Below are 20247 nucleotides of genomic sequence, written 5' to 3' on the forward strand. Positions count from 1 at the left end.
AATTATAGCAATGGCCACATCAAAAAGCAACCACTTCCACACCTGCACTTTCCAGCCCTTTCCTTATCTTAGCCACAAATTCAAGCGCCTTAGGGCTGTCCCCATGAACACAGATCGAATCTGGTTTCAGAAAGATTTCTTTTCCGGTAACCGCCTCTGTTTTCCCCTCTTTTACCATTCGTATCACACGACTGACAGCCAGGTCTTCATCTTGAATTACCGCGCCCGGCTTCTTTCTGTCCACCAGCGAACCGTCCTCTTCATAGGCTCTGTCCGCAAATACTTCCTGCGCGCAGGAGAGGCCTGTATCCATGGCCGCCTCTATCATACGGCTTCCCGACAGACCCAGAAGCTTTAACTGTGGATCAAACTCATAGACCGCCTCACAGACGGCTTTTGCCAGACGGTAATCCCGTCCCGCCATGTTATAAAGGGCGCCATGGGGTTTTACATGAACCATCGGGACGCCTATAGCGCGGCAGAATCCATAGAGGGCGCCCAGCTGATAAGTCATATAAGCCTTTACCTCTTCCGAAGAAACACTCATTTCCCGTCTCCCGAATCCCATTAGATCAGGAAAGCCCGGATGTGCGCCGATACCCACGCCATATTTTTCAGCCAGCCTCACCGTCTTTTCCATAACCACCGGATCGGATGCATGAAAACCGCAGGCAATGTTAACGGAAGACACGTAAGGAATCACCTCTTCGTCTAAACCTATGGTGTATCTTCCAAAGCTCTCTCCCAAATCACAGTTTAAATCTATCCTATTCATGGCACTCTCCTGTAATTATCCAAATCTTTCATTTTTAATCCGTTCAAATTCCTCCTGCTGCGCCCTGTAAAGCCGTTGGCCCACTTCCACGGAACAGGCTGTAAATTTCACTTTTTCATTGGTTCGAAGCTGTACCAGTCTTGGAATGTCCACGGATATCACGTTGGCGATCTTGGCATATCCGCCCGTCGTCTGCCTGTCGGCCAGCATGATGATCGGCTGCCCCTCCGGCGTAATCTGAACCGCACCGAATGCGATTCCGTCAGAGAGAATATCAACTCCCTGCTTCGCCTCAACCGGTTCGCCGCTCAGCCGGTAACCCATGCGGTCTGAATCCACATCAACCTTGTATTCCGCATTCAGAAATGTAACCATTCCCTCTTTTGTAAAATAATCATCCTGCGGCCCCAGTATTACCCGCAGCAGTTCCGATGAAGCCTTCACCGCCCCATCCTTATATGTTTCGCTCCAATCGGACAGATCCCTCTTATTCATCCTTCTCAAACGTTTTCTGGGGTTTCTCAGCCGGATCAGCGCGCCCGCTTCCAGCCTTCCGCCCCGAAATCCTCCCATAAGCGATTTGGTGTGAGTGGAGCGGCTTCCCATAACCATCTGAATATCCAACCCTCCGGCAAAGGCGATATATGCATACCGGCCCGTCTTTGGATATCCAAATTTCAAAATATCTCCCCGCTTTACCTGTAGGGCCCGGTTCATTGAAACAGGCCGTTCATTAATACGCGGATCTACGGGTGCCCCTGTGACCGCAATTACCTCATCTTCTCCAAATTCAATGGACGGTCCCAGCATCATAATCTCCAGAACCGCTTCATCTGCATCGTTATCCACCAGCAAATTGGCGATGCGGTAGGAACGGGTATCCATAACCCCTGCCGGAGAAAAACCGGAACTCTGGTATCCTTTTCGTCCTCCATCCTGAACCGTTGTGAACATGCCCGGCGTTAATATCTTTATTCCCATCCTTACACCTCCACTTCTGATGTTTTGCATTTATACAGCCCAATGGACAGGTCCCTCTTGATCTGTTCGTACTCTCCTCTGCTGACCGGAACAAAACGGATGTAATCACCGGTTTGATAGAGAAGCGGACTTTTTCTTCGGAGTCTGAATGGGCGGACCGGGGTTTTTCCTATGAGATTCCATCCCCCCGGAGAGTCCAAAGGATAGATTCCGGTCTGCTTACCGCCGATTCCCACACTTCCGGACGGTATCCTGGGTCTCGGCACCGGAAGTCTCGGTATCTCCAATCTGGGGTCCAGCCCTCCAAGATAAGCAAAGCCCGGCAGAAATCCCATCATATAGATCAGGTAATCTCTGCCGGAATGAAGCTTAATTACCTCTTCTTCCGTAATTCCCGCATGTTCCGCAACATTTTTCAAATCCGGTCCCAATTCGCCTCCATAGCAAACCGGAACTTCGATCAACCGGCGTATTCCTCCCGCTTGGGCCGTTAAATCACGGTCCAAAAGGCTGCGAATCTGCTCTTCCAACTCCTCATACCAGACCACTTCCGGATCATAGCAGATCATAATGGAGCAAAATGCAGGAATCGTTTCTATAATTCCTTTCAGATGTCCGGCTTTCATCTCCTCCTCAATTACCTTTTGAAAACCGCTTACCTTGTTATTTACCTCCACACTGATTTCATTGCCAAACTCCACGCTTAATGCCGAATCTCCATTTAGTAATATTCGGGGATAGCTCATACCAGATCACCTCACTCTTCTGAAAACAAACGGCCAGCGCGCTTCGCGGGCCGGTCTTATGTTCAATCAAGGCGCAATATCACACGATATTACGCCTTTGTCCTATAGTTCCTATATACTCTTCCCCCTGTATACCTACCGTTATTTCATATGAACATCCAGCTGCTTGAATGGAATCTCAATGCCGGCATCGTCGAACGCCAGCTTGATCTGTTCCAGAATGTCCCATCTGACGGTCCAGTAGTCTTCCGTAGCCGCCCATCCCCGTCCGCATAATACGACGGAGCTGTCCGCTAAGTCATCTACAAATACAACCACATCCTCCTCTTTTAAAACCAGCGGATGATTCTCATAAACGCTTTCTATAATCGACTTGGCTCTTTTTAAATCCGAAGTATATCCGATTCCGATCCTGATATCCACCCGGCGTTTTTCCTGTGCCGTTACATTGGTCAGAGAATCGTTGGACAATGTGCCGTTTGGAATCACAATCAGCTTATTATCCACGGTCTTCAGCGTGGTGTAAACAAGGCCGATCACAGCGACGGTTCCCTCTCCGTCTTTGCTGATAATATAATCGCCCACCTTAAATGGCCTCATGAGCAGAATCAGGACACCTCCGGCAAAGTTTGCCAGGCTTCCCTGAAGCGCAAGACCGAGAGCGATACCGGCGGAACCTAATATTGCCACAATCGAAGCGGAATTAAAGCCGATCTTTTCGATAGCCATAAATACCAGAATTGCATACAGAATCGCATTGATCAGAGAGAGGAGAAATTTCCTCAAACTGATCTCCATCTCCATCCTCTGAAAGGAACGGTCCAAAATCCTTCTGACCAACCGGATAATTCTGCTGCCGACAGCCAGAATCAACGCTGCAATCAACAGCTTATATCCAAAAGCCAGCAGACCGGGCAGCCAGCTTTTTATCGTCTCCAACATCACATTGGGATTCAGCTGGGCCAAATCAGACTGTACTTCTTCTGCAATCGGAAGCGTCTCCGATGCAGTTTCCGCCAATGTTTCCGCCAGGGTTTCTACTGTATTCCAAATCATGATTTACTTCTCCTGGATCCAGTTTTCTTTTTTGTCTCCGCTGCCGGAGCTGCTTCTTTTACAGCGGTTTTGCCATCCGCAGCTTTTACCGCAGTTTTCTTTGTTGTTTTCACCGCAGCCTTAGCCTTTTCCTGTCCAGGCATGCAGGTGAAGATATGAATGCCAAGAGGCGCCAGCTGAATGGTGATAGAATCTTCTCTGGCATCGCATTCATCCTTTTTAGAGGACTTGGCGCGTCCGTTAATCAGGCCGCTTCCGCCAAATTCTGCCGAATCGCTGCAAAAGATCTCTTTATATTTTCCGGCAAACGGAACTCCCACCTTGAATTTCTGGTGAACCACAGGGGCGAAATTGCATACAAAGAGCAATGTCTCTTCTTTTTTCTTGGTTTTTCTTAAAAATACAACGATATTGTCTTCAGCCGCCGTACTGTTAATCCATTCAAATCCTTCCGGATGATAATCCATAGCAGCCAGTGCAGGATATTCCGCATAAAGTTTATTCAAACTCTTCACATATTCCTTCATCTGCTGGTGGATTGGATATTCCAAAAGATTCCACTGAAGGCTTTCATTTTCATTCCACTCGGCAACCTGGCCGAAGTCCTGGCCCATAAATAAAAGCTTCTTGCCGGGATGTCCCAGCATAAATCCATAGGCCGCGCGGAGGTTGGCGAATTTATCTTCCATCGTCTCTCCAGGCATCTTGCCGACCATGGAGCCCTTTCCGTGCACCACTTCATCGTGGGAGAATACCAGTATGAAATCTTCGCTGTAAGCATATAAAAGGCTGAATGTCAGCTCTCCGTAATGATGGCATCTGAAAAACGGATCATAATGCATATATCCGGTGAAATCATTCATCCACCCCATATTCCACTTATAATCAAATCCCAACGCTCCGTCCTTCACATCGCCGGTGATCTGAGGCCATGCGGTTGATTCTTCTGCGATCAGTATCGCTCCGTCTTTTCTCTTTTTAAACACATGATTTAAATGTTTTAAAAACTCCACCGCTTCCAGATTCTCATGTCCGCCGTAGATATTAGGAATCCACTCGCCCGGGTTCTTGCCATAGTCCAGATACAGCATGGAAGCGACCGCATCCATACGGATACCGTCTGCGTGATATTTATCCGCCCAGAATAATGCATTGCCGATCAGGAAATTGCTCACCTGAGGGCGTCCGTAATTATAGATCAGGGTTCCCCAATGAGGATGGCTGCCCTGTTTGGGGTCTTTATGCTCATAGACACAGGTGCCGTCAAAACAGGCCAGTCCGTGCATATCACGTGGGAAATGGGCCGGCACCCAGTCCAGCAGCACCCCGATTCCCTGTCCATGCATATAATCCATAAAATACATGAAATCATCCGGCGTTCCGTAACGGCTGGTAGGAGCATAATATCCGGTCACCTGATAGCCCCATGACGCATCCAAAGGATGTTCCATAACCGGCATGATCTCCACATGGGTATATCCCATCTCTTTCACATAAGCCGCCAGTTTTTCCGCGATCTCGCGGTAATTATAGAATTCGGAGCCGAGAACCGTATTGCCCTCTTCGTCCGTCTCCGCCGTTTTTCTCATCCAGGAACCCAGATGCACTTCGTAAATGGACATCGGCTTTTCTTTTGTATCTGTTTTAGCCCGCTGTTCCATCCATTCTTTATCATTCCACTGGTATCTGCTGATGTCCCATACCACGGAAGCCGTATTAGGACGCAGTTCACAGTAATTTCCGTATGGATCGGCCTTTAATAAAGGATCTCCGTTCGGACATTTCACTTCGTATTTATAGATGGAGCCAATCTCCATGCCCGGAATGAATAATTCAAAGATGCCGGAATCTCCCAGCTTCTCCATCTGGTGACGGCGTCCGTCCCAAAGGTTAAAATCCCCTACAACGCTGACTCTCATCGCACACGGAGCCCATACTGCGAATAAAACACCACTCACCTCTCCGATCTTCCACGGATGCGCACCCATCTTCTCATAAACATTGTAATAAACTCCGGCTTCAAACTGCTTTTGTTCTTTTTCGCTTATCACCGGTCCATATGCATATGGATCGTTAAGTTCTTCCTGCACTCCGTTATCATAGGTCACCACCAGCACATACTCAGCTACGGTCTTTCTCGGTATCAGCACTGCAAAGAATCCGGCTTCATCTGCCAGCTCCATGGGATAGCTTTTACCGGTCGCTTTCAATTTCACCGAAATATTAACTGCAGTTGGAATAAATGCCTGAATCAGCAAGCCATCTTTCGTAACATGAGGTCCGAGCAGCCTGCAGGGATCGCTGGCTTCTGAATATACCAATTCTTCAATACCAGCCCAATCCATCAAATCATATAAAATTTTGTCCATAATTCCTCCTCCATCCGCATGTTTTAATATTTCTATTTTATCATTCTATTTTTGTTTTTACAACGAAATTGTTTCACAACTTATCTTCATAATTCTTCCATTTCAGGTACAACCCGATCTATTTCTCCACCAAATGAAAGATTTCCTAATTCTCCGTCCGGTAATATGCCAGCATCAGATCCACCACCCGCCCATAGCTCTGGACGCCGTCTGCCTGGCTGTTGGCTTTTAGATAGGTATCGTTCATCTTAGTTGCTGTCTCAGCCACCTTTCCCTCATATCGGTCCCAAAACAGGTTATTGGCATTCAGGTCCATGAGCACCTGAGGATTCAGTCCTCCAACCAGTTCCCTGTAGGTTTCCATATCCGTTCTGGCCAGCGCGTTGCCCGCATAGATCCATCCGGCCAGGTAGCCGCTGTAGCGGAATTCTTTCATCTCCGAATTGATACAGGCCAGATAACCGATAAAATTGGCCTCATCTTCCCGCATATATCCCCTCAAATGCGACAATTCATGACAAATGGTATGTGGAATATTGTAAGCAGTCATATCCTTATTATAATTCGCTTCGATGGTAAATGGAGAATAGATTCCGCTTAACTGCTGGTAAGACAAGATCTGAGAAAACAACAGTCCCTTGGGAAGCGGATAAAATCCATCCAGCCCCGGATATTCATCACCCAGCGCCCTCATGGATTTCACGCCTTCCTTGTTAAGAACCGATATAGATGGAAAATGGCTCTGCCCTGCGTCTGCTTCCCCTTCCGGCACTGCATCGGGCACATTTTCATTGACACATTCCGTCAGATAGCGGCATAATTCCACAAGCTCTTCTTTTGAAGAAGGCTGAACCTTAAAATCCAGCGACGCGGAAAACGGCTGGCGGTAATAGTTGATGCCGCAGTTGATTGTATAAGAAAAAAACAAGGCCCCGGTTAGCAAAAAAGTCCCCCCGAGCAATTTTTTCGGCTTTCGTATATTTCGAACTCCATAGACCACACAAAAAATAACCAGCGCATAAAGCCCCAGTTCCACCACAGAAAATGGAAACAATCCGGTCAAACGTCCCAGTGTTCCCGTCAGAAGCGGATAAACCGTAACCGCATACCACTGGCCGAATCCCCCGATGTTGCGCGCCAGTAACTGCAGCCCCAAAGCCGCTCCAAAAAGTATTCCCCCAATGATCAATACCTTCTTTTCTCTCGCCATGTTCCCCTCTCATCTCATTTAAATTTTATATTATTATTTTACCTGCCTAATGTGAAGTTTTTATTACCATTTTGTGAAAACCCTTGCGGAAAGTAAAATTCTCATATAAACTCTTTATAGCAATCGTATCAGTTAAGAAACGGTTAGAAAATCTAAGAAGGTATGCAATATATGAAACAAGAAAATAAGAACGCTGAACTCACCCCGGAGGAACAACAGCCATTCAGCTGGAAACAGGAAATCTGGGACTGGGTTAAAATTATCATCACCGCCGCTGTTATCGCATTTGTGCTCAACAAATTTATCATTGCCAACAGCCGGGTGCCCAGCGGTTCCATGGAAAACACCATCATGACCGGAGACCGGGTAATCGGTTCCCGCCTCACTTATAAATTCCAGGAACCGGAGCGGGGCGATATCGTGATCTTCCACTGGCCGGATGACGAATCCGTCTATTTTGTAAAAAGAATTATCGGACTTCCGGGAGACATCATAGATATCAAAAACGGAAAAGTCTATCTCAACAACTCAGAAACACCTCTTGATGAACCATATCTCCTCGCCGACATGATCCCCGAGCCGCCGCTGCATTACGAAGTGCCTGAAGACTGCTACTTTATGATGGGCGACAACCGCAACGACTCTTTGGACGCTAGGCGTTGGGAGAATACTTATGTACACAAAGACAAAATTATCGCAAAGGTATTGTTCCGGTATTATCCCCGTATCAATAAGATTGAATAGGATATGCCTGTTCAAATCCGGTTAATCAGGAAGATTGTAAGCGGTCTTCGAATAGCTGTTTACCGGATTAAAAAAACAGCTCGGAAGACAGGCCCCCTATCTTCCGAGCATTACTTTTATCACTTTAAAACACAATTCGAACCACGGTACCCTCACCCACTTTGCTTTCCAGCTCCACTTGGGCGTCATGATAAATCGCTCCATGTTTTACAATAGAAAGTCCCAGGCCGGTACCGCCAATCTGTTTGGAATGGCTCTTATCTACCCGGTAAAAACGTTCGAAAATCCTGTCTTTATCCGCTTCCGGAACACCGATTCCCGTGTCGGCCACAGTCACTACCTTGCGCATTCCCTCATTTTTAACCGTAACCATGACTTTACCGTTGGTTTTATTATATTTAATCGCGTTGTCGCAGATGTTAAAGATCATCTCATCCAGAATCTGTCTTGCCCCATGGACAACAGCCGGTTCGCCCTGAAGGCTTATGGATACTTTCTGCTTATCGGCATTTCCCTGAAGGCGTTTTACCACGTCGGAGGACACTTCGTACAGATCCACCGCGCTTTTTTCCACCTCTACGGCATTTTCATCCAGCTGGGATAACTTGATGATATCTCCCACCAAAGTGATCAGGCGCTGGGCCTCCGTATAGATATTTTCCGCAAAGCGGGCCATGTCTTCCGGGCGCACCAATCCATTTTTCATGATTTCGGCGTATCCTGAGATAGAGGTGAGAGGGGTTTTCAATTCGTGGGACACATTGGCCGAAAACTCTCTGCGAAGCTCTTCTCTGCCCTGCTTTTCCGTTATGTCCAGGATAACGATGATAGCGCCTTTATTCCGCCCTTCATCAAGCACCGGATTGGCGATCATCTGATAGCAGTGGCCGTTCAGTTCCAGATTCTGTTCCGCATGACGTCCGGCCAGGGCATGATCCACAGCCTCACGAAATTCCGCGCTTCTGTTGAAGTTCAGAATATTCACTCTGGAATCGGGAACCAGCTGACGTTCCACCCCTAATATTCTCATGGCGCTGCTGTTGTACGAAACAACTTCTGCCTTACTGTCTACCACGATAAATCCCTCGCTCATATTCTCGGTAATGGCGGCAAACTCCATCTGTTTCTCCCTTAAAGTATCCATCTGTTTGTGGATTGTCAGGTTCTGCTTTTCGATCCTTCCGATTAACGGAGATAATTCGTCATAAACCGACGCCTCATCCGGGTTATCCAGATTCAGATTATTGATCGGCCCCACGATCTTTTTCGTCTGAATTTCAGCCAATACCATGGTAATGCAGAAAATCACAATGGTGAGCACCACAATCCACGGGATTGCCTGCATAAAGGACGCCCAGCCGCTTCTCGTCGTGCTGGCAACACGGATCACGGTATCATCGCTCAGCCTTACCGCATAGTAATAAGTCTGCTCCGCCAAGGTTTCCGACGGTCTTGTAATAGATCCGCTTCCCTTTTCCAGCGCTTCTTTAATCTCCGGGCGGTCCAGATGGTTTTCCAGGTTCTCACTGTTTTTAAAGCTGTCGTATAAAACCCTTCCGTCCGTATCCACCCAGGTAATGCGGTTAATGCGGTTGCCGTCTCCTCTGGTGGACAGAAAATCCAGATATTCTCTGCCTCCCATCTCCATGGCGGACTGGATATAGCGCACCTCGGTGGCCACTTCCCTTTTCATCTGCGTCTGCAAATCCTTGTAAAACATCCCAGTGGTCACCAAAGTGGCCAGAATCAGGGAAAATAAGGCTACCAGACACATATTCCAATATATTCTTCGTCTCATCATATCTCCTCAATCTTGTAGCCAACGCCCCGGATTGTCTCTATATAATTTCCGCCGATGCCCAGTTTTTGACGCAGAGTGCGGATGTGAACATCCACGGTTCTCGTCTCACCGTCAAAATCATAGCCCCATATCTTAGAAAGCAGCTGGTCACGGCTCAGCACAATCCCTTCATTTTCCATTAAATAACAGAGAAGCTCGAATTCTTTATAAGTCAGATTCACAGGTTCTCCGTTCACATGAACAGTGTGGCGGATGACATTCACCTTGATGGGCCCTATCTCGTAAAGTCTGGTTTTCTGTTCCGGCTCGGTGCGGCGAAGCACTGCTTTGACACGGGATACCAGTTCCATCATCCCAAAAGGCTTTGGAATATAATCGTCCGCGCCGCTGTCCAGGCCCACTACCTTATCGTATTCCGTTCCTTTGGCGGTCAGCATAATCACCGGGATTTTCGCTGTCTCTACCGTATTTCTGATCTTTTTTAATATGGTAAGGCCGTCCTCATCCGGCAGCATAATATCCAATAGGATCAATGACGGAAGCTCTGCCTTCATCCCTCCCCAGAAATCTTTTCCGCAGGCAAATCCGGCGGCCTCCAGCCCTGTGCTCTGAAGCGTATAGATCACAAGTTCCCGGATGCTGTTATCATCTTCCACAAGATAAATCATCTTTTTAATTTCCCTCCACGTGAACTCCGGTAATTGAAAATTCCACCCATTCTGCAATATTGGTGGCGTGGTCACCGATTCGTTCAAAATACTTGGCGATCATGAGAAGATCAATGCAGAATTCTCCGTCGCTGTTATCTTCTTTTATAAGGCTGATCAGTTCTTCTTTCACTTTAGAAAACAGGTCATCCACCACATCGTCGTACTGAATTACTTCCTGTGCGATCTTTAAATCCTTTTTCACAAAAGAATCCACACTTTCCGTAACCATCTTTATGGTAGCCTCCGCCATATCGCGGATGTGGATGTTGCTCTGTACCTTTCTGTCTTTGATAAATCCGGCAATTTCCGCGATATCGGACGCCTGGTCGCCAATCCGCTCCATATCCGATATCATCTTCAGCGCAGACGAAATCAGGCGCAGGTCCTTTGCCACCGGCTGCTGCTGAAGCAGAAGCCTCATGCACAGGCTTTCGATGTCCCGCTCCTTCTGGTCTATCTCTTTATCTGTTTTATAGACCTGCTCGCTTAAACTGCTTTCCCCCATCAGGGTTCTGGATGCATAAGCGATAGCATCCTCACATAACGCTCCCATGCGGATCAATTCCACATTCAAATACTCCAACTGCTCATCAAACCGATTGCGCATATCAACCAAACCTCCCCGTTATATAATCCTCTGTCTTCTGGTTCTTCGGCATGGAGAAGATCTGCTCCGTCTCACCGAATTCAATCACCTCTCCCAACAGGAAGAATGCGGTTTTATCTGAGATTCTGGCTGCCTGCTGCATGTTGTGCGTAACCATAACAATAGTATAATCTTTTTTCAGTTCCACAGCAAGATCTTCTATCTTAGATGTGGAGATCGGATCGAGAGCAGACGTGGGTTCATCCATCAAAAGCACTTCCGGCTGCACCGCCAATGCTCTTGCGATACAAAGCCTCTGCTGCTGTCCTCCGGAAAGTCCCAACGCGCTTTTCTTCAGACGGTCTTTTAACTCATCCCAGATCGCCGCATCCCTTAATGATTTTTCCACAATATCGTCCAGCCTGACTTTTGAACGGATTCCATGCGTTCTCGGCCCGAATGCGATATTATCATAAACGCTCATGGGAAATGGATTCGGTTTCTGGAACACCATGCCCACCCGCTTTCTCAGCAGGTTAATGTCCATATTTCCATAAATATCCTGTTCGTCCAAAAGGATTTCTCCTGTTATTTTACATCCTTCCACCAGATCATTCATACGGTTTAAGGATTTTAAAAGCGTAGATTTACCGCAGCCCGACGGGCCGATAAACGCGGTAATTTCATTGGACTGAATCTTTAAATTGATGCCCTTTAATGCCTTAAAATCACCGTAATATAATTCCATATTATTAATAGTGAGCTTATCCATAATCTATCGTTCTATCCTTTCGCGATTCTTTTGGCAATCAGGCCGGAAACCGCATTGATTCCCACCACAATTACTAAAAGTACAACTGCAGTTGCGTATGACTGGTTGGTGTACAGACCTTCATTTGTCAGCACATACATGTGCACAGCCAGAGTCCGCCCCGAAGACATCAGATTGGACGGCACGCCGGCCACCGTTCCCGCCGTATACATCAAAGCCGCCGTTTCCCCTACAATTCTTCCGACAGCCAGAATAATTCCGGCCAGGATTCCCGGCACTGCGGACGGCAGAACGATCTTAAATACGGTTCTCAACCGTCCGGCTCCAAGTCCAAAGCTTCCTTCCCGAAAAGAATCGGGAACCGATTTTAACGCCTCTTCCGTAGTTCTCATGATCAGCGGAAGAATCATAATCGCCAGCGTGAGAGCCCCGCCCATGATGGTGTAGGACCAGCCAAATGTGACCGCAAACAAAAGGAAACCGAATAAACCGTAGACAATGGAAGGGATTCCCGATAAGGTTTCCGCTGTCACCCGGATCACGGCAACCAGTTTATTGCCGCGCTTTGCATATTCCACCAGGTAAATCGCCGCAAAGATGCCAAGAGGCCCTGCGATCAGCAAAGAAAGAAAAGTCATAATAATCGTATTGATTAATGCGGGCATCAGGGAAACATTTTCACTGTTATATTCCCATGCGAATAAGCTTGGAGTCAGATACGGAACTCCTTTAATCAAGATATAAGCTACCAGAAACAGAAGGGTCAGAACGGTCAGCGCCGCTGATATGGTTACCAGCAGCATGAGAACCAGGGAAAGCGGGCTTCTTCCATATGCTTTCATCTTCTGTGAAAATGTCTGTTTATTAATTGGTTCCATTATTCAGACCTCCTTCGCAGCAGTGAAAATGATAAGTTTATGATGAGTATGAACACGAACAGCACAACTGCAGTAGCGATCAGCGCTTCTCTGTGAAGATCGGTGGCATATCCCATTTCCAGCACGATATTGGCTGTCATGGTTCTGACACCGGAGAAAAGCCCCTTCGGCATTCTGGCCTGATTTCCGGCCACCATGATCACCGCCATAGTTTCACCAATGGCCCGGCCCACTCCCAGGATAACGCCAGCCATAATTCCCGATTTAGCGGCGGGAAGCGTGGCAAAAAATACGCTCCTTTCATGGCTGGCTCCCAGCGCCAAAGCGCCTTCATAATAGGAAGCGGGAACCGCATTGATGGCAGATTCCGCCACTCCGATAATAGTTGGAAGAATCATGATGCCCAGCAGCACGGATGCGGTAGCCATATTCTTACCGCTGCCGCCAAACAATTCCGACATAACCGGAACAATCACCACCATGCCGAAGAATCCGTAAACAACCGACGGGATTCCTGCCAACAGGTCAATGGCCGGCTTAATAACCTGATACAGACGTTTGGGACAGAATTTGGAGAGATAGATGGCGGTTAAAATCCCTATGGGAACTCCCACCACAATTGCTCCTGCAGTTACATAGATGCTTCCTAATATCATAGGAAGAATTCCATATATATCATTTCCCGGTTTCCACTTCTCTCCCAGAAGGAAATCCAGGACACCTATTTTTCCAATCGCCGGAACACCATTGGCAAACAGAAAAATACAGATCATGACAACCGCCAGGATGGAGACACAGGCGGAAATTAAAAATACCAGTTCCATCCCCTTTTCTTTCACTTTTCTCATTCAATTGCTCCTTCATATTTCCTGCTTGGTAAACGCAAGGTAAATGCTGTGTTTCCATTCACGGTTTGCCCCAAGCCCGTCCTTATATAAGGAATAACTCAGGATGGGCTTGGGGCAGGCCGTGAATTTTAACAAGACAGGCGATTCTGTGGGGAAAACCGCCTGTCTCTGATTGACTTATTACTGAAGGTCTTCCCAGTCGGTAACTTCGCCTGTGAAGATTGTCTTTACATTGCCGCTTGTCAGTTCGTCTACAGGACTGTCGTTGTTTACGATAACTGCGATGCCATCCATTGCGATAACCTTTGCAGTTAAACCAGCGCCTGTTTCACTGTCTTTCAGCTCTCTGGAAGCCATACCGATGTCACAAACGCCTTCAATAGCTGATGTCATACCTGTTGTGGAATCGCTCTGCTGAACTTCGATTATCGCATCCGGATTCAAGGCCGTATAAGCTTCTTTCAGTTTTTCCATAACAGGAGTTACAGAAGAAGATCCTGCCACAACAATTTTTCCAGATACATTACCTGCTGTGTAAGCGCCTTCATTGCCCTGGCTGATATAGCCGTTGTCTTCCACAACTTTCTGTCCTTCTTCGCTCATTATGAATTTAATGAAATCCTGAGCTGCTTCGCTGACGCCTTCTTTGGTCGCGATGTTAAACGGACGGGCGATTTTATAAGCGCCGGATTTGATATTGTCCACAGTTGCTTCCGAACCGTCGATTTTCACTGCTTTTACCGTATCATTTAAGGAACCTAATGAAATGTATCCGATGGCTTCCTTATTTCCTGAAATTGTTGTCATCATAACGGAAGTGCTATTTGTGATTTCCGCATCCTCAGTGGTATTATCCACCTTTTCTCCGGCATCATTCTTCTCTTCAATTCCGAATAATTCAATAAATGCTCCTCTTGTACCGGATCCGTCTTCACGTGATACCACGGTGATCGGTCCCTCTGCCATAGCTGTTTTTTCTTCTGCTGTTGTAGTTTCCGCTTCGCTTGTCCCAGCCGTTGTTCCTTCTGTCGCTGCTGCCGCAGTTGTTGCCGCTGTAGCTGCAGCTGTGGTTTCAGGGGCTTTGCTTCCTCCGCATCCGGTTAAACTTGCTGCTGCCATACCTAATGCCAGAATTATTGCTAATGATTTTTTCATAATTTCCTCTCCTTTTGAACTCTGAGTTCATCGTTAAATTTTATATCTCTTTGTCGATTACAGTTCGTATTGTAAAGTTCCAATGTAAAATCCAAAAGAAGTGTTTTGTTAAATCCATGTAAAATATCATGCTTTACAAAACGCAAAATACCTGGGCAAGCAGAATTTTTCATCCGCTGCCCAGGTATCGTCTTTGTAAAATCTTCGTTATTTAATTGGAAACAATTGACCGGGTAAAATCACTTTTCTTTACTTATGAATGAATTCGAGCACTTTTCCTTTGGACTGTACCCCTACTAATTTATCAACCGCTTCTCCATTTTTAAAGAGAACCAGACTGGGTACTGTCATGATTCTGTATTTCTCCGCCAGTTCGGCCTGCTCGTCAATATCCAGTTCACCGATCTTTACATCCGTCACTTCGTTGGATAAAGCTTCCACTACAGGATGAAGCATCTTGCAGGGACCGCACCATGTTGCAAAAAAGTCAACCATAACCGGTGTTTCAGAATTCAATACTTCGCTCTCAAAATTTTCCTTTGTTATCTTTAAAATTGCCATCTTTTATTTCTCCTTTTTTCTTTTATTTTTATCCATAAATATTATTTTATCCAAATCTTCAATCGTAACATGAGTTAACCGTTCTCTGCACATCTGATCCAGATCACCATACAGATTATCCAGCACGCCTGCCATACCTGACGCCACCATACAATCCTTATTGGGATCGCCGCTTTTCCAGGATGCGGAAACAAATTCTGTCTCCAATGCGTCCGCTACCATGCAAAGGGTGATATCCGCAGCATTCTTATCAAACAGATATCCGCCTTCCAATCCCTCTTTCGTGGCAAGAAGACCGGCTTTTTTAAGCTTGGCCATGATTTTGCGCACTCGGGCCGGGTTGGTACAGATATTATCCGCCAGCTGTTCGCTGGATACGGTTTCCGCCTTATGATTTAAAAATACTAATGCATGAACTGCTACGCCAAACTCACTTGTCATCTCATTCTCTCTCCGATTTCTGATTCTATTCACTCGGCCTGGGGAACTGCTGTTTCTGCAGGAATCTGCTCCTCTGGTCTGTCTGTTGGTTCACTGGTTGGTTCATTTACCGTGTCACCGGCCGGTTCTTCCGCCGGTTCGGCATCTGGTGCTTCGCCTGTTCCGATATCCGCAGCTGCCGGTTCGGACGGCTGGGTTTCCGCTTGGGAATCCCGGGTATTATCCGTGAGTGTATTTCTCTGGATGGTGGACGGCTTTCCTTTATATCTGCTGGAATGGATATAATCCTCTTCCAACACCTTGCCGTCTTTGCTCACAACCCGGTAGGTTTTCCATACAGCTCCTGTCTGTGCCTTTACAACCTCCTGCTCTGTTCCAAACGGCAGGTTAGGATTTTCCACAAATTCGGGAGCCGGCGGATTTACATCCTGGGTCTTTTCTGACCGCATAGTTATTTTAACACCTTCCTCCAGGAGGGGCAATCCCACAATTGATATTTTCAACTGATTATCCTGGAAAGAAGCCCGTATGGCAACGCTTGTATTCTCCGTATTCCTGAATTTCAGGTCCGGGCCGCTGTAGCCGTCAAAGCTGACCATGGCGTCCTGTCCCGGCGGGATATAGCTTGGAGTAAAACTGTGATGGTTGCGCTCGGTTGTCTCGAATCCGGACGTCACCACCGCATTGTACAACGTGGTCGATACCTGACACACACCGCCTCCCGGCTCTTTAATCAGGATTCCATTTTTATAAGCGCCGGCCGGACGGTATCCCTTTTCCGTGGTCCGGTTGCCTGTAGCGTTGTTAAAGCTGAACTCTTCTCCGGGCTGCAATACCAAGCCGTCAATCGCCTGGACAGCCAGCCGGATGTTTTCATTTCTGTTGGCATTATTGGTAGTCTTCGTGGTAAATGTGCCGATTACCTGATACTGTTCCTTAGCCTGAGCCTGTGTCCGCTCCGGCCGGATAACGGTAAATCCGGCCTGAATCCGGGCGGTAAAATCCTTAGACTTTACCGCAGCCATAAAATCTTCTGCCAGCCGTTCCTGATCCAGTTCACGCCCTTCCTGCTCTTTTGTATAGACAAATTTACGGGCTTCCTTATCGTAAGACTCCAATTGGGAGCTAACCGGCTTTTTATTCCATTTCTGAGCCAGTTCTCCGGCCTTTTCCTTAATCTTTGCCTCCAGTTTGTTATCATCGATTCGATAAGAACCTTCTTTCAGGTCATTTGTGGAGTAAACCTGTTCTAAAATATCTGCAAGCTCCGGTTCCAGCCAGTTTTCCACCGAAAGCTCTTCCTCCCCATTCACAATCTTCATGCTCCAGGGATAATATTCTCTCAGCTTCTTCTGTGCCTCTTCCTTTGTGAGACCGGTGATCTCCACCTGCTCTACAGTAATCTCCGGAGCATTCACCGCTTTCAGACGTTCCTCATCCGGTCGGATGTGGGGGCTTACTTCCGCTTTCGCTGTCTGGATATCTCCCGTATTCTTAAACACTGTCCTCTCCAAAATCCCTATGGACACTGCCATAACAGCCGTAACGATCACAACCGACAAAAATACTTTCGAACCATCCCTGCGTCTTCTCCTTCGTTTTCTGTATCCGCTGCTCATTCTATCTGCGCTTTCCTTCCATCGTCTGCTGTATAATGCTCTTCATGGTGTCTTCATTCAGCTGCCCCGACGCATATCCGAATACATTGCCTTCTTTATCAATCATAAATGTGGTCGGCAATGAATAAACGCCGTAAGCTGCAAACTGTTCTCCTGTGGTGTCCATTAAAACCGGATAGGTATAGCCGTTATCCTCTAAGAACTGCTTAATTCCATCTTCCGATTTCTCTCTTCCCTGATTCGGTCCCGCCACTCCCAGCACGATCAGAGCGTCGTCGCCTTCTGTGCTGTAAGTTTCATAGATCTTTTGAATATCCGGCATCTCCGCCCGGCATGGCGGACACCAGGTTGCCCAGAAATTAAGAAATACTGTTTTTCCTTTGTAATCGGACAGCGTATGGGTATTGCCATACTGATCCGTCAGCGTAAAATCAATTGCCGGCAATGTCTCCGGCTCTGCGGTTGTGGTTTCCTCGATCTCTGCCTGAGATTCTGCTTCCGTCTCCGCTGTTCCCGCCGTGCTTTCTGCCGCGGTTTCTTCGCTGGATTCTTCTGTCGTATTTTCAACCACAGCTGTCGGTTCCGGCGTCTTCTGTCCGCCGCTGTTCTGGCTCTGTGTCGTATATTCAGATAAATAACCGGTTACCGCATTCATTTTTCCGGTAAACATCAAGAGTCCCATGATAATCATCAGAATTCCGCCGATCTTTACCGTGTATTTTACAAACTGCCCATGCTTTTTAAAGAAATCCAGCAGGGTTGTTGTAAACAATCCAACGATGAGAAACGGCAGGATAAATCCTAATGTATACACGCCGATCAACGCATACCCGGTTGCCTTCGTCGCCGCAGAAGCTGCCATTATAAGCACTGTCGCCAAAGCCGGTCCCACACATGGAGTCCACGCAAAGCTGAACGTAAAGCCCATAATCAATGCGGTAACTGGCGACATCGCCATCTTATCCAGCCGGAACGGAAGCCTGTGCTCTCTTCCAAGGACGGTTGATGTGCCCAGGAATCCCAGTTGGTAAAGGCCGAATAAAATCACGATGATGCCGCCGATTTTAGCGAATAACAGCTGTCCCCGGTTGAAGAAATGTCCCAGTGCAGAGACGCCAAAACCCAGCAGGAAAAATGCAAAGCTGACACCGACTACGAAGAAAATGGTATTAACCATAACCTTGCTGCGTTTATAGTAGATTCTGCCGTCCTCGCCCACGCTTCTCGTTCCGCCTGATAAATAGCCGATATACAATGGTAACAGCGGCAACACACACGGTGAGAAAAAACTCACCAGTCCCTGTAAAAATACGGTAAGCGCCGGAACACTTACATCTAATGAAAATCCCACTCAATCGTCCTCCTTTATTTATACTGTCAATAATACGTTGAATACTTCGCTCATGGTTGGATGGGTGTAAATCGTGTCTCTAAGAACTGTATAAGGGATCTTGGCATCCATAGCCATCTTTGCCAGATTAATCATCTCATGTGATTCGGCACAGAACAGATGCATACCCAGGATCTGATTTGTTTTGGCATCGATAACCGCTTTTAACAAACCGTCTGTCTGTTCCATAACCTTTGCCTTTGGAATTGCAGATGCCAAAAGTCTGGCAACTTTCACTTCATAACCTGCTTCCTTCGCATCCTTTTCCGTCATTCCCACTCTCGAAAACGGCGGATCGATAAATGTGCTGTATGGAACCGCGCCCCGCTTATCCACGGTATAGCTGCCGTCTCCCAACACTTTGGAACGGACAATCCTATAATCATCCAGGGAAATATAAGTAAACTGAAGTCCTCCAACCACATCTCCCATGGCGTAAATGTCAGGTGTTGAGGTCATCCGGTGCTCGTCGGTTATGATACCGCCTCTTTCATTCGTCTTAACGCCAGCCGCTTCCAGATTTAATTCGTCTGTAGCCGGACGCCTTCCTGTTGCAGCCAGTACTGCATCTGCCATAAATATCTGCTGTCCATCCTTGCCTGTAACAAGAACCTTCGCCTGGCCTGCTTCCTGTTCCACGGCTTCAATCTTAACGCCTGTGACAATCTGAATGCCCTGTTTTGTCAGCTGCTCTCTCACCGCATCCGCCATTTCCTCATCTTCTCTTGCCAGGAAACGGTCGCTGTCCTGAAGAATCGTCACCTCAGAACCAAACTGTCTGTATATGGAAGAAAACTCAATTCCAATATATCCGCCGCCGATGATTACCAGATGCTTTGGAAGTTCTTTCAGCTGTAACATCGTTTCGCTGACATATACATAAGGATTATCCTTCAGCCCTTTGATCGGCGGAACTACAGGCACTGCGCCGGTATTGATGAAAAACTGCCCCGCTTCCACGGTAAATACTTCACTTCCGTTATCCACCTCGATCTCATGAGGGGATAAGAATCTGGCTTTTCCATCTATTACTGTAATATTCTCATTTTCAGCCAGGTTATTATAATTGGCTTTATTTAATTTAGCGATCAGGCTGTCTTTCTGGATCATCACGTCTTTGTAGGCTGCAGCTTTTTCTTCAAAGCTGCGGCATGAAGAAGCCAGCTTCTGTGCGCTGTGCACCAGATACTTGGTGGGGAGGCAGGCCACATTGATACAGGTTCCTCCATACATCTTAGGTGATTTTTCCACCATTGCAACCGTTTTACCGGCCGCTGCTAAAGCGGAAGATAGGGTCTTTCCGCCTTTTCCAAAACCAATGATAACCGCATCGTATTGTCTCCTTTGCTCCATTCTATTTCCCTCCGTAACTGTATTTTTATTTGTTACTGTAACTTTACAATATACAGTTAGTTTTGTCAAGGGGTTTTTTGAATTTTTTTACATCAAGGGTGAAGGCATTTTCGGAAAAGCCTTGAGGCTTTAAGTTAAAGGGTGAAGGCTTTTCCGAAAATGCCTTCACCCTTGATGTAAAAAACAGCCGGAATGACCGTTCCCATCCGAACGGAATCACATCATCCCAACTGTTTTCACCATACGATTCTA

At 47.0% G+C, this 20247-nt stretch carries 19 protein-coding genes; 1 reads left to right on the forward strand and 18 read right to left on the reverse strand.

All coding sequences use genetic code 11. The features are described 5' to 3' along the window. Positions 1-19: 19 nt before the first annotated feature. The 6 genes from C0033_RS09120 to C0033_RS09145 all read right to left on the reverse strand — a co-directional run bounded on the left by C0033_RS09120 (position 20) and on the right by C0033_RS09145 (position 7137). Positions 20-775 (reverse strand): 5-oxoprolinase subunit PxpA, encoded by a 756-nt coding sequence (locus C0033_RS09120; protein WP_103227549.1) that lies wholly within the window; start codon positions 773-775, stop codon positions 20-22. Positions 776-790: 15 nt separating this feature from the next. Next, positions 791-1756, reverse strand: coding sequence for a biotin-dependent carboxyltransferase family protein (locus C0033_RS09125; RefSeq protein ID WP_180994653.1), 966 nt, complete (start codon positions 1754-1756; stop codon positions 791-793). Positions 1757-1758: 2 nt separating this feature from the next. Continuing rightward, positions 1759-2502 (reverse strand): 5-oxoprolinase subunit PxpB, encoded by a 744-nt coding sequence (gene pxpB, locus C0033_RS09130; protein ID WP_103227551.1) that lies wholly within the window; start codon positions 2500-2502, stop codon positions 1759-1761. A 141-nt stretch (positions 2503-2643) separates the two neighbouring features. After that, positions 2644-3558, reverse strand: a complete 915-nt coding sequence (locus C0033_RS09135; protein ID WP_103227552.1) for a mechanosensitive ion channel domain-containing protein — start codon at positions 3556-3558, stop codon at positions 2644-2646. Further along, positions 3555-5927 carry a 1,4-alpha-glucan branching protein GlgB gene (glgB, locus tag C0033_RS09140; RefSeq protein ID WP_103227553.1) on the reverse strand — a complete coding sequence of 791 codons (2373 nt, stop codon included), beginning with the start codon at positions 5925-5927 and terminating at the stop codon, positions 3555-3557. The genes C0033_RS09135 and glgB overlap by 4 nt, the downstream gene beginning before the upstream one ends. Before the next feature lie 145 nt (positions 5928-6072). Then, positions 6073-7137 carry a DUF3810 domain-containing protein gene (locus C0033_RS09145; protein ID WP_103227554.1) on the reverse strand — a complete coding sequence of 355 codons (1065 nt, stop codon included), beginning with the start codon at positions 7135-7137 and terminating at the stop codon, positions 6073-6075. A 171-nt stretch (positions 7138-7308) separates the two neighbouring features. On the opposite strand from C0033_RS09145, the gene lepB reads away from it, so the two are divergent. Then, entirely contained in the window at positions 7309-7881 is a 573-nt protein-coding gene (lepB, locus tag C0033_RS09150) for a signal peptidase I (RefSeq protein WP_103227555.1), read from the forward strand. A gap of 124 nt (positions 7882-8005) precedes the next feature. On the opposite strand, the gene C0033_RS09155 is transcribed toward lepB, so the two are convergent. The 12 genes from C0033_RS09155 to C0033_RS09210 all read right to left on the reverse strand — a co-directional run bounded on the left by C0033_RS09155 (position 8006) and on the right by C0033_RS09210 (position 19995). Next, complete coding sequence (locus tag C0033_RS09155) at positions 8006-9679, reverse strand: ATP-binding protein (RefSeq protein ID WP_103227556.1); 1674 nt, start codon at positions 9677-9679, stop codon at positions 8006-8008. Then, positions 9679-10350, reverse strand: a complete 672-nt coding sequence (locus C0033_RS09160) for a response regulator transcription factor (protein WP_103227557.1) — start codon at positions 10348-10350, stop codon at positions 9679-9681. The genes C0033_RS09155 and C0033_RS09160 overlap by 1 nt, the downstream gene beginning before the upstream one ends. Positions 10351-10354: 4 nt before the next feature. Beyond that, a complete protein-coding gene (gene phoU, locus C0033_RS09165; protein ID WP_103227558.1) occupies positions 10355-10999 on the reverse strand; it encodes a phosphate signaling complex protein PhoU in 645 nt (214 codons plus the stop codon). A gap of 1 nt (position 11000) precedes the next feature. Further along, positions 11001-11750, reverse strand: coding sequence for a phosphate ABC transporter ATP-binding protein PstB (pstB, locus tag C0033_RS09170; protein ID WP_103227559.1), 750 nt, complete (start codon positions 11748-11750; stop codon positions 11001-11003). A gap of 11 nt (positions 11751-11761) precedes the next feature. Next, on the reverse strand, positions 11762-12628 hold the full coding sequence (gene pstA, locus C0033_RS09175; RefSeq protein WP_103227560.1) for a phosphate ABC transporter permease PstA: 867 nt from the start codon (positions 12626-12628) through the stop codon (positions 11762-11764). Further along, entirely contained in the window at positions 12628-13476 is an 849-nt protein-coding gene (gene pstC / locus C0033_RS09180) for a phosphate ABC transporter permease subunit PstC (protein ID WP_103227561.1), read from the reverse strand. Before pstC ends, pstA begins: the two co-directional genes overlap by 1 nt. A 180-nt stretch (positions 13477-13656) precedes the next feature. Continuing rightward, complete coding sequence (locus C0033_RS09185; protein WP_103227562.1) at positions 13657-14631, reverse strand: substrate-binding domain-containing protein; 975 nt, start codon at positions 14629-14631, stop codon at positions 13657-13659. Positions 14632-14880: 249 nt separating this feature from the next. After that, a complete protein-coding gene (gene trxA / locus C0033_RS09190) occupies positions 14881-15192 on the reverse strand; it encodes a thioredoxin (RefSeq protein WP_103227563.1) in 312 nt (103 codons plus the stop codon). 3 nt (positions 15193-15195) lie between these two features. Further along, the gene (locus tag C0033_RS09195) at positions 15196-15633 is read right to left on the reverse strand and encodes an Rrf2 family transcriptional regulator (protein WP_103227564.1); all 438 of its coding nucleotides are present in this window, start codon (positions 15631-15633) and stop codon (positions 15196-15198) included. A gap of 29 nt (positions 15634-15662) precedes the next feature. Further along, positions 15663-17252, reverse strand: coding sequence for a VanW family protein (locus tag C0033_RS09200; protein WP_103227565.1), 1590 nt, complete (start codon positions 17250-17252; stop codon positions 15663-15665). Position 17253: 1 nt separating this feature from the next. Next, on the reverse strand, positions 17254-18603 hold the full coding sequence (locus C0033_RS09205; RefSeq protein WP_103227566.1) for a cytochrome c biogenesis protein/redoxin: 1350 nt from the start codon (positions 18601-18603) through the stop codon (positions 17254-17256). An 18-nt stretch (positions 18604-18621) separates the two neighbouring features. Continuing rightward, complete coding sequence (locus C0033_RS09210; protein ID WP_103227567.1) at positions 18622-19995, reverse strand: FAD-dependent oxidoreductase; 1374 nt, start codon at positions 19993-19995, stop codon at positions 18622-18624. Between the last annotated feature and the right edge of the window lie 252 nt (positions 19996-20247).

This window comes from Clostridium sp. chh4-2, assembly GCF_002899675.1.
Taxonomy (GTDB): Bacteria; Bacillota; Clostridia; order Lachnospirales; family Lachnospiraceae; genus CHH4-2.

Excerpts from the sequence above, each read along its gene's own strand:
- C0033_RS09120 (WP_103227549.1), bottom strand. The coding sequence starts at position 775 with ATGAATAGGATAGATTTAAACTGTGATTTGGGAGAGAGCTTTGGAAGA.
- C0033_RS09125 (WP_180994653.1), bottom strand. The coding sequence starts at position 1,756 with ATGGGAATAAAGATATTAACGCCGGGCATGTTCACAACGGTTCAGGAT.
- pxpB (WP_103227551.1), bottom strand. The coding sequence starts at position 2,502 with ATGAGCTATCCCCGAATATTACTAAATGGAGATTCGGCATTAAGCGTG.
- C0033_RS09135 (WP_103227552.1), bottom strand. The coding sequence starts at position 3,558 with ATGATTTGGAATACAGTAGAAACCCTGGCGGAAACATTGGCGGAAACT.
- glgB (WP_103227553.1), bottom strand. The coding sequence starts at position 5,927 with ATGGACAAAATTTTATATGATTTGATGGATTGGGCTGGTATTGAAGAA.
- C0033_RS09145 (WP_103227554.1), bottom strand. The coding sequence starts at position 7,137 with ATGGCGAGAGAAAAGAAGGTATTGATCATTGGGGGAATACTTTTTGGA.
- lepB (WP_103227555.1), top strand. The coding sequence starts at position 7,309 with ATGAAACAAGAAAATAAGAACGCTGAACTCACCCCGGAGGAACAACAG.
- C0033_RS09155 (WP_103227556.1), bottom strand. The coding sequence starts at position 9,679 with ATGAGACGAAGAATATATTGGAATATGTGTCTGGTAGCCTTATTTTCC.
- C0033_RS09160 (WP_103227557.1), bottom strand. The coding sequence starts at position 10,350 with ATGATTTATCTTGTGGAAGATGATAACAGCATCCGGGAACTTGTGATC.
- phoU (WP_103227558.1), bottom strand. The coding sequence starts at position 10,999 with ATGCGCAATCGGTTTGATGAGCAGTTGGAGTATTTGAATGTGGAATTG.
- pstB (WP_103227559.1), bottom strand. The coding sequence starts at position 11,750 with ATGGATAAGCTCACTATTAATAATATGGAATTATATTACGGTGATTTT.
- pstA (WP_103227560.1), bottom strand. The coding sequence starts at position 12,628 with ATGGAACCAATTAATAAACAGACATTTTCACAGAAGATGAAAGCATAT.
- pstC (WP_103227561.1), bottom strand. The coding sequence starts at position 13,476 with ATGAGAAAAGTGAAAGAAAAGGGGATGGAACTGGTATTTTTAATTTCC.
- C0033_RS09185 (WP_103227562.1), bottom strand. The coding sequence starts at position 14,631 with ATGAAAAAATCATTAGCAATAATTCTGGCATTAGGTATGGCAGCAGCA.
- trxA (WP_103227563.1), bottom strand. The coding sequence starts at position 15,192 with ATGGCAATTTTAAAGATAACAAAGGAAAATTTTGAGAGCGAAGTATTG.
- C0033_RS09195 (WP_103227564.1), bottom strand. The coding sequence starts at position 15,633 with ATGACAAGTGAGTTTGGCGTAGCAGTTCATGCATTAGTATTTTTAAAT.
- C0033_RS09200 (WP_103227565.1), bottom strand. The coding sequence starts at position 17,252 with ATGAGCAGCGGATACAGAAAACGAAGGAGAAGACGCAGGGATGGTTCG.
- C0033_RS09210 (WP_103227567.1), bottom strand. The coding sequence starts at position 19,995 with ATGGAGCAAAGGAGACAATACGATGCGGTTATCATTGGTTTTGGAAAA.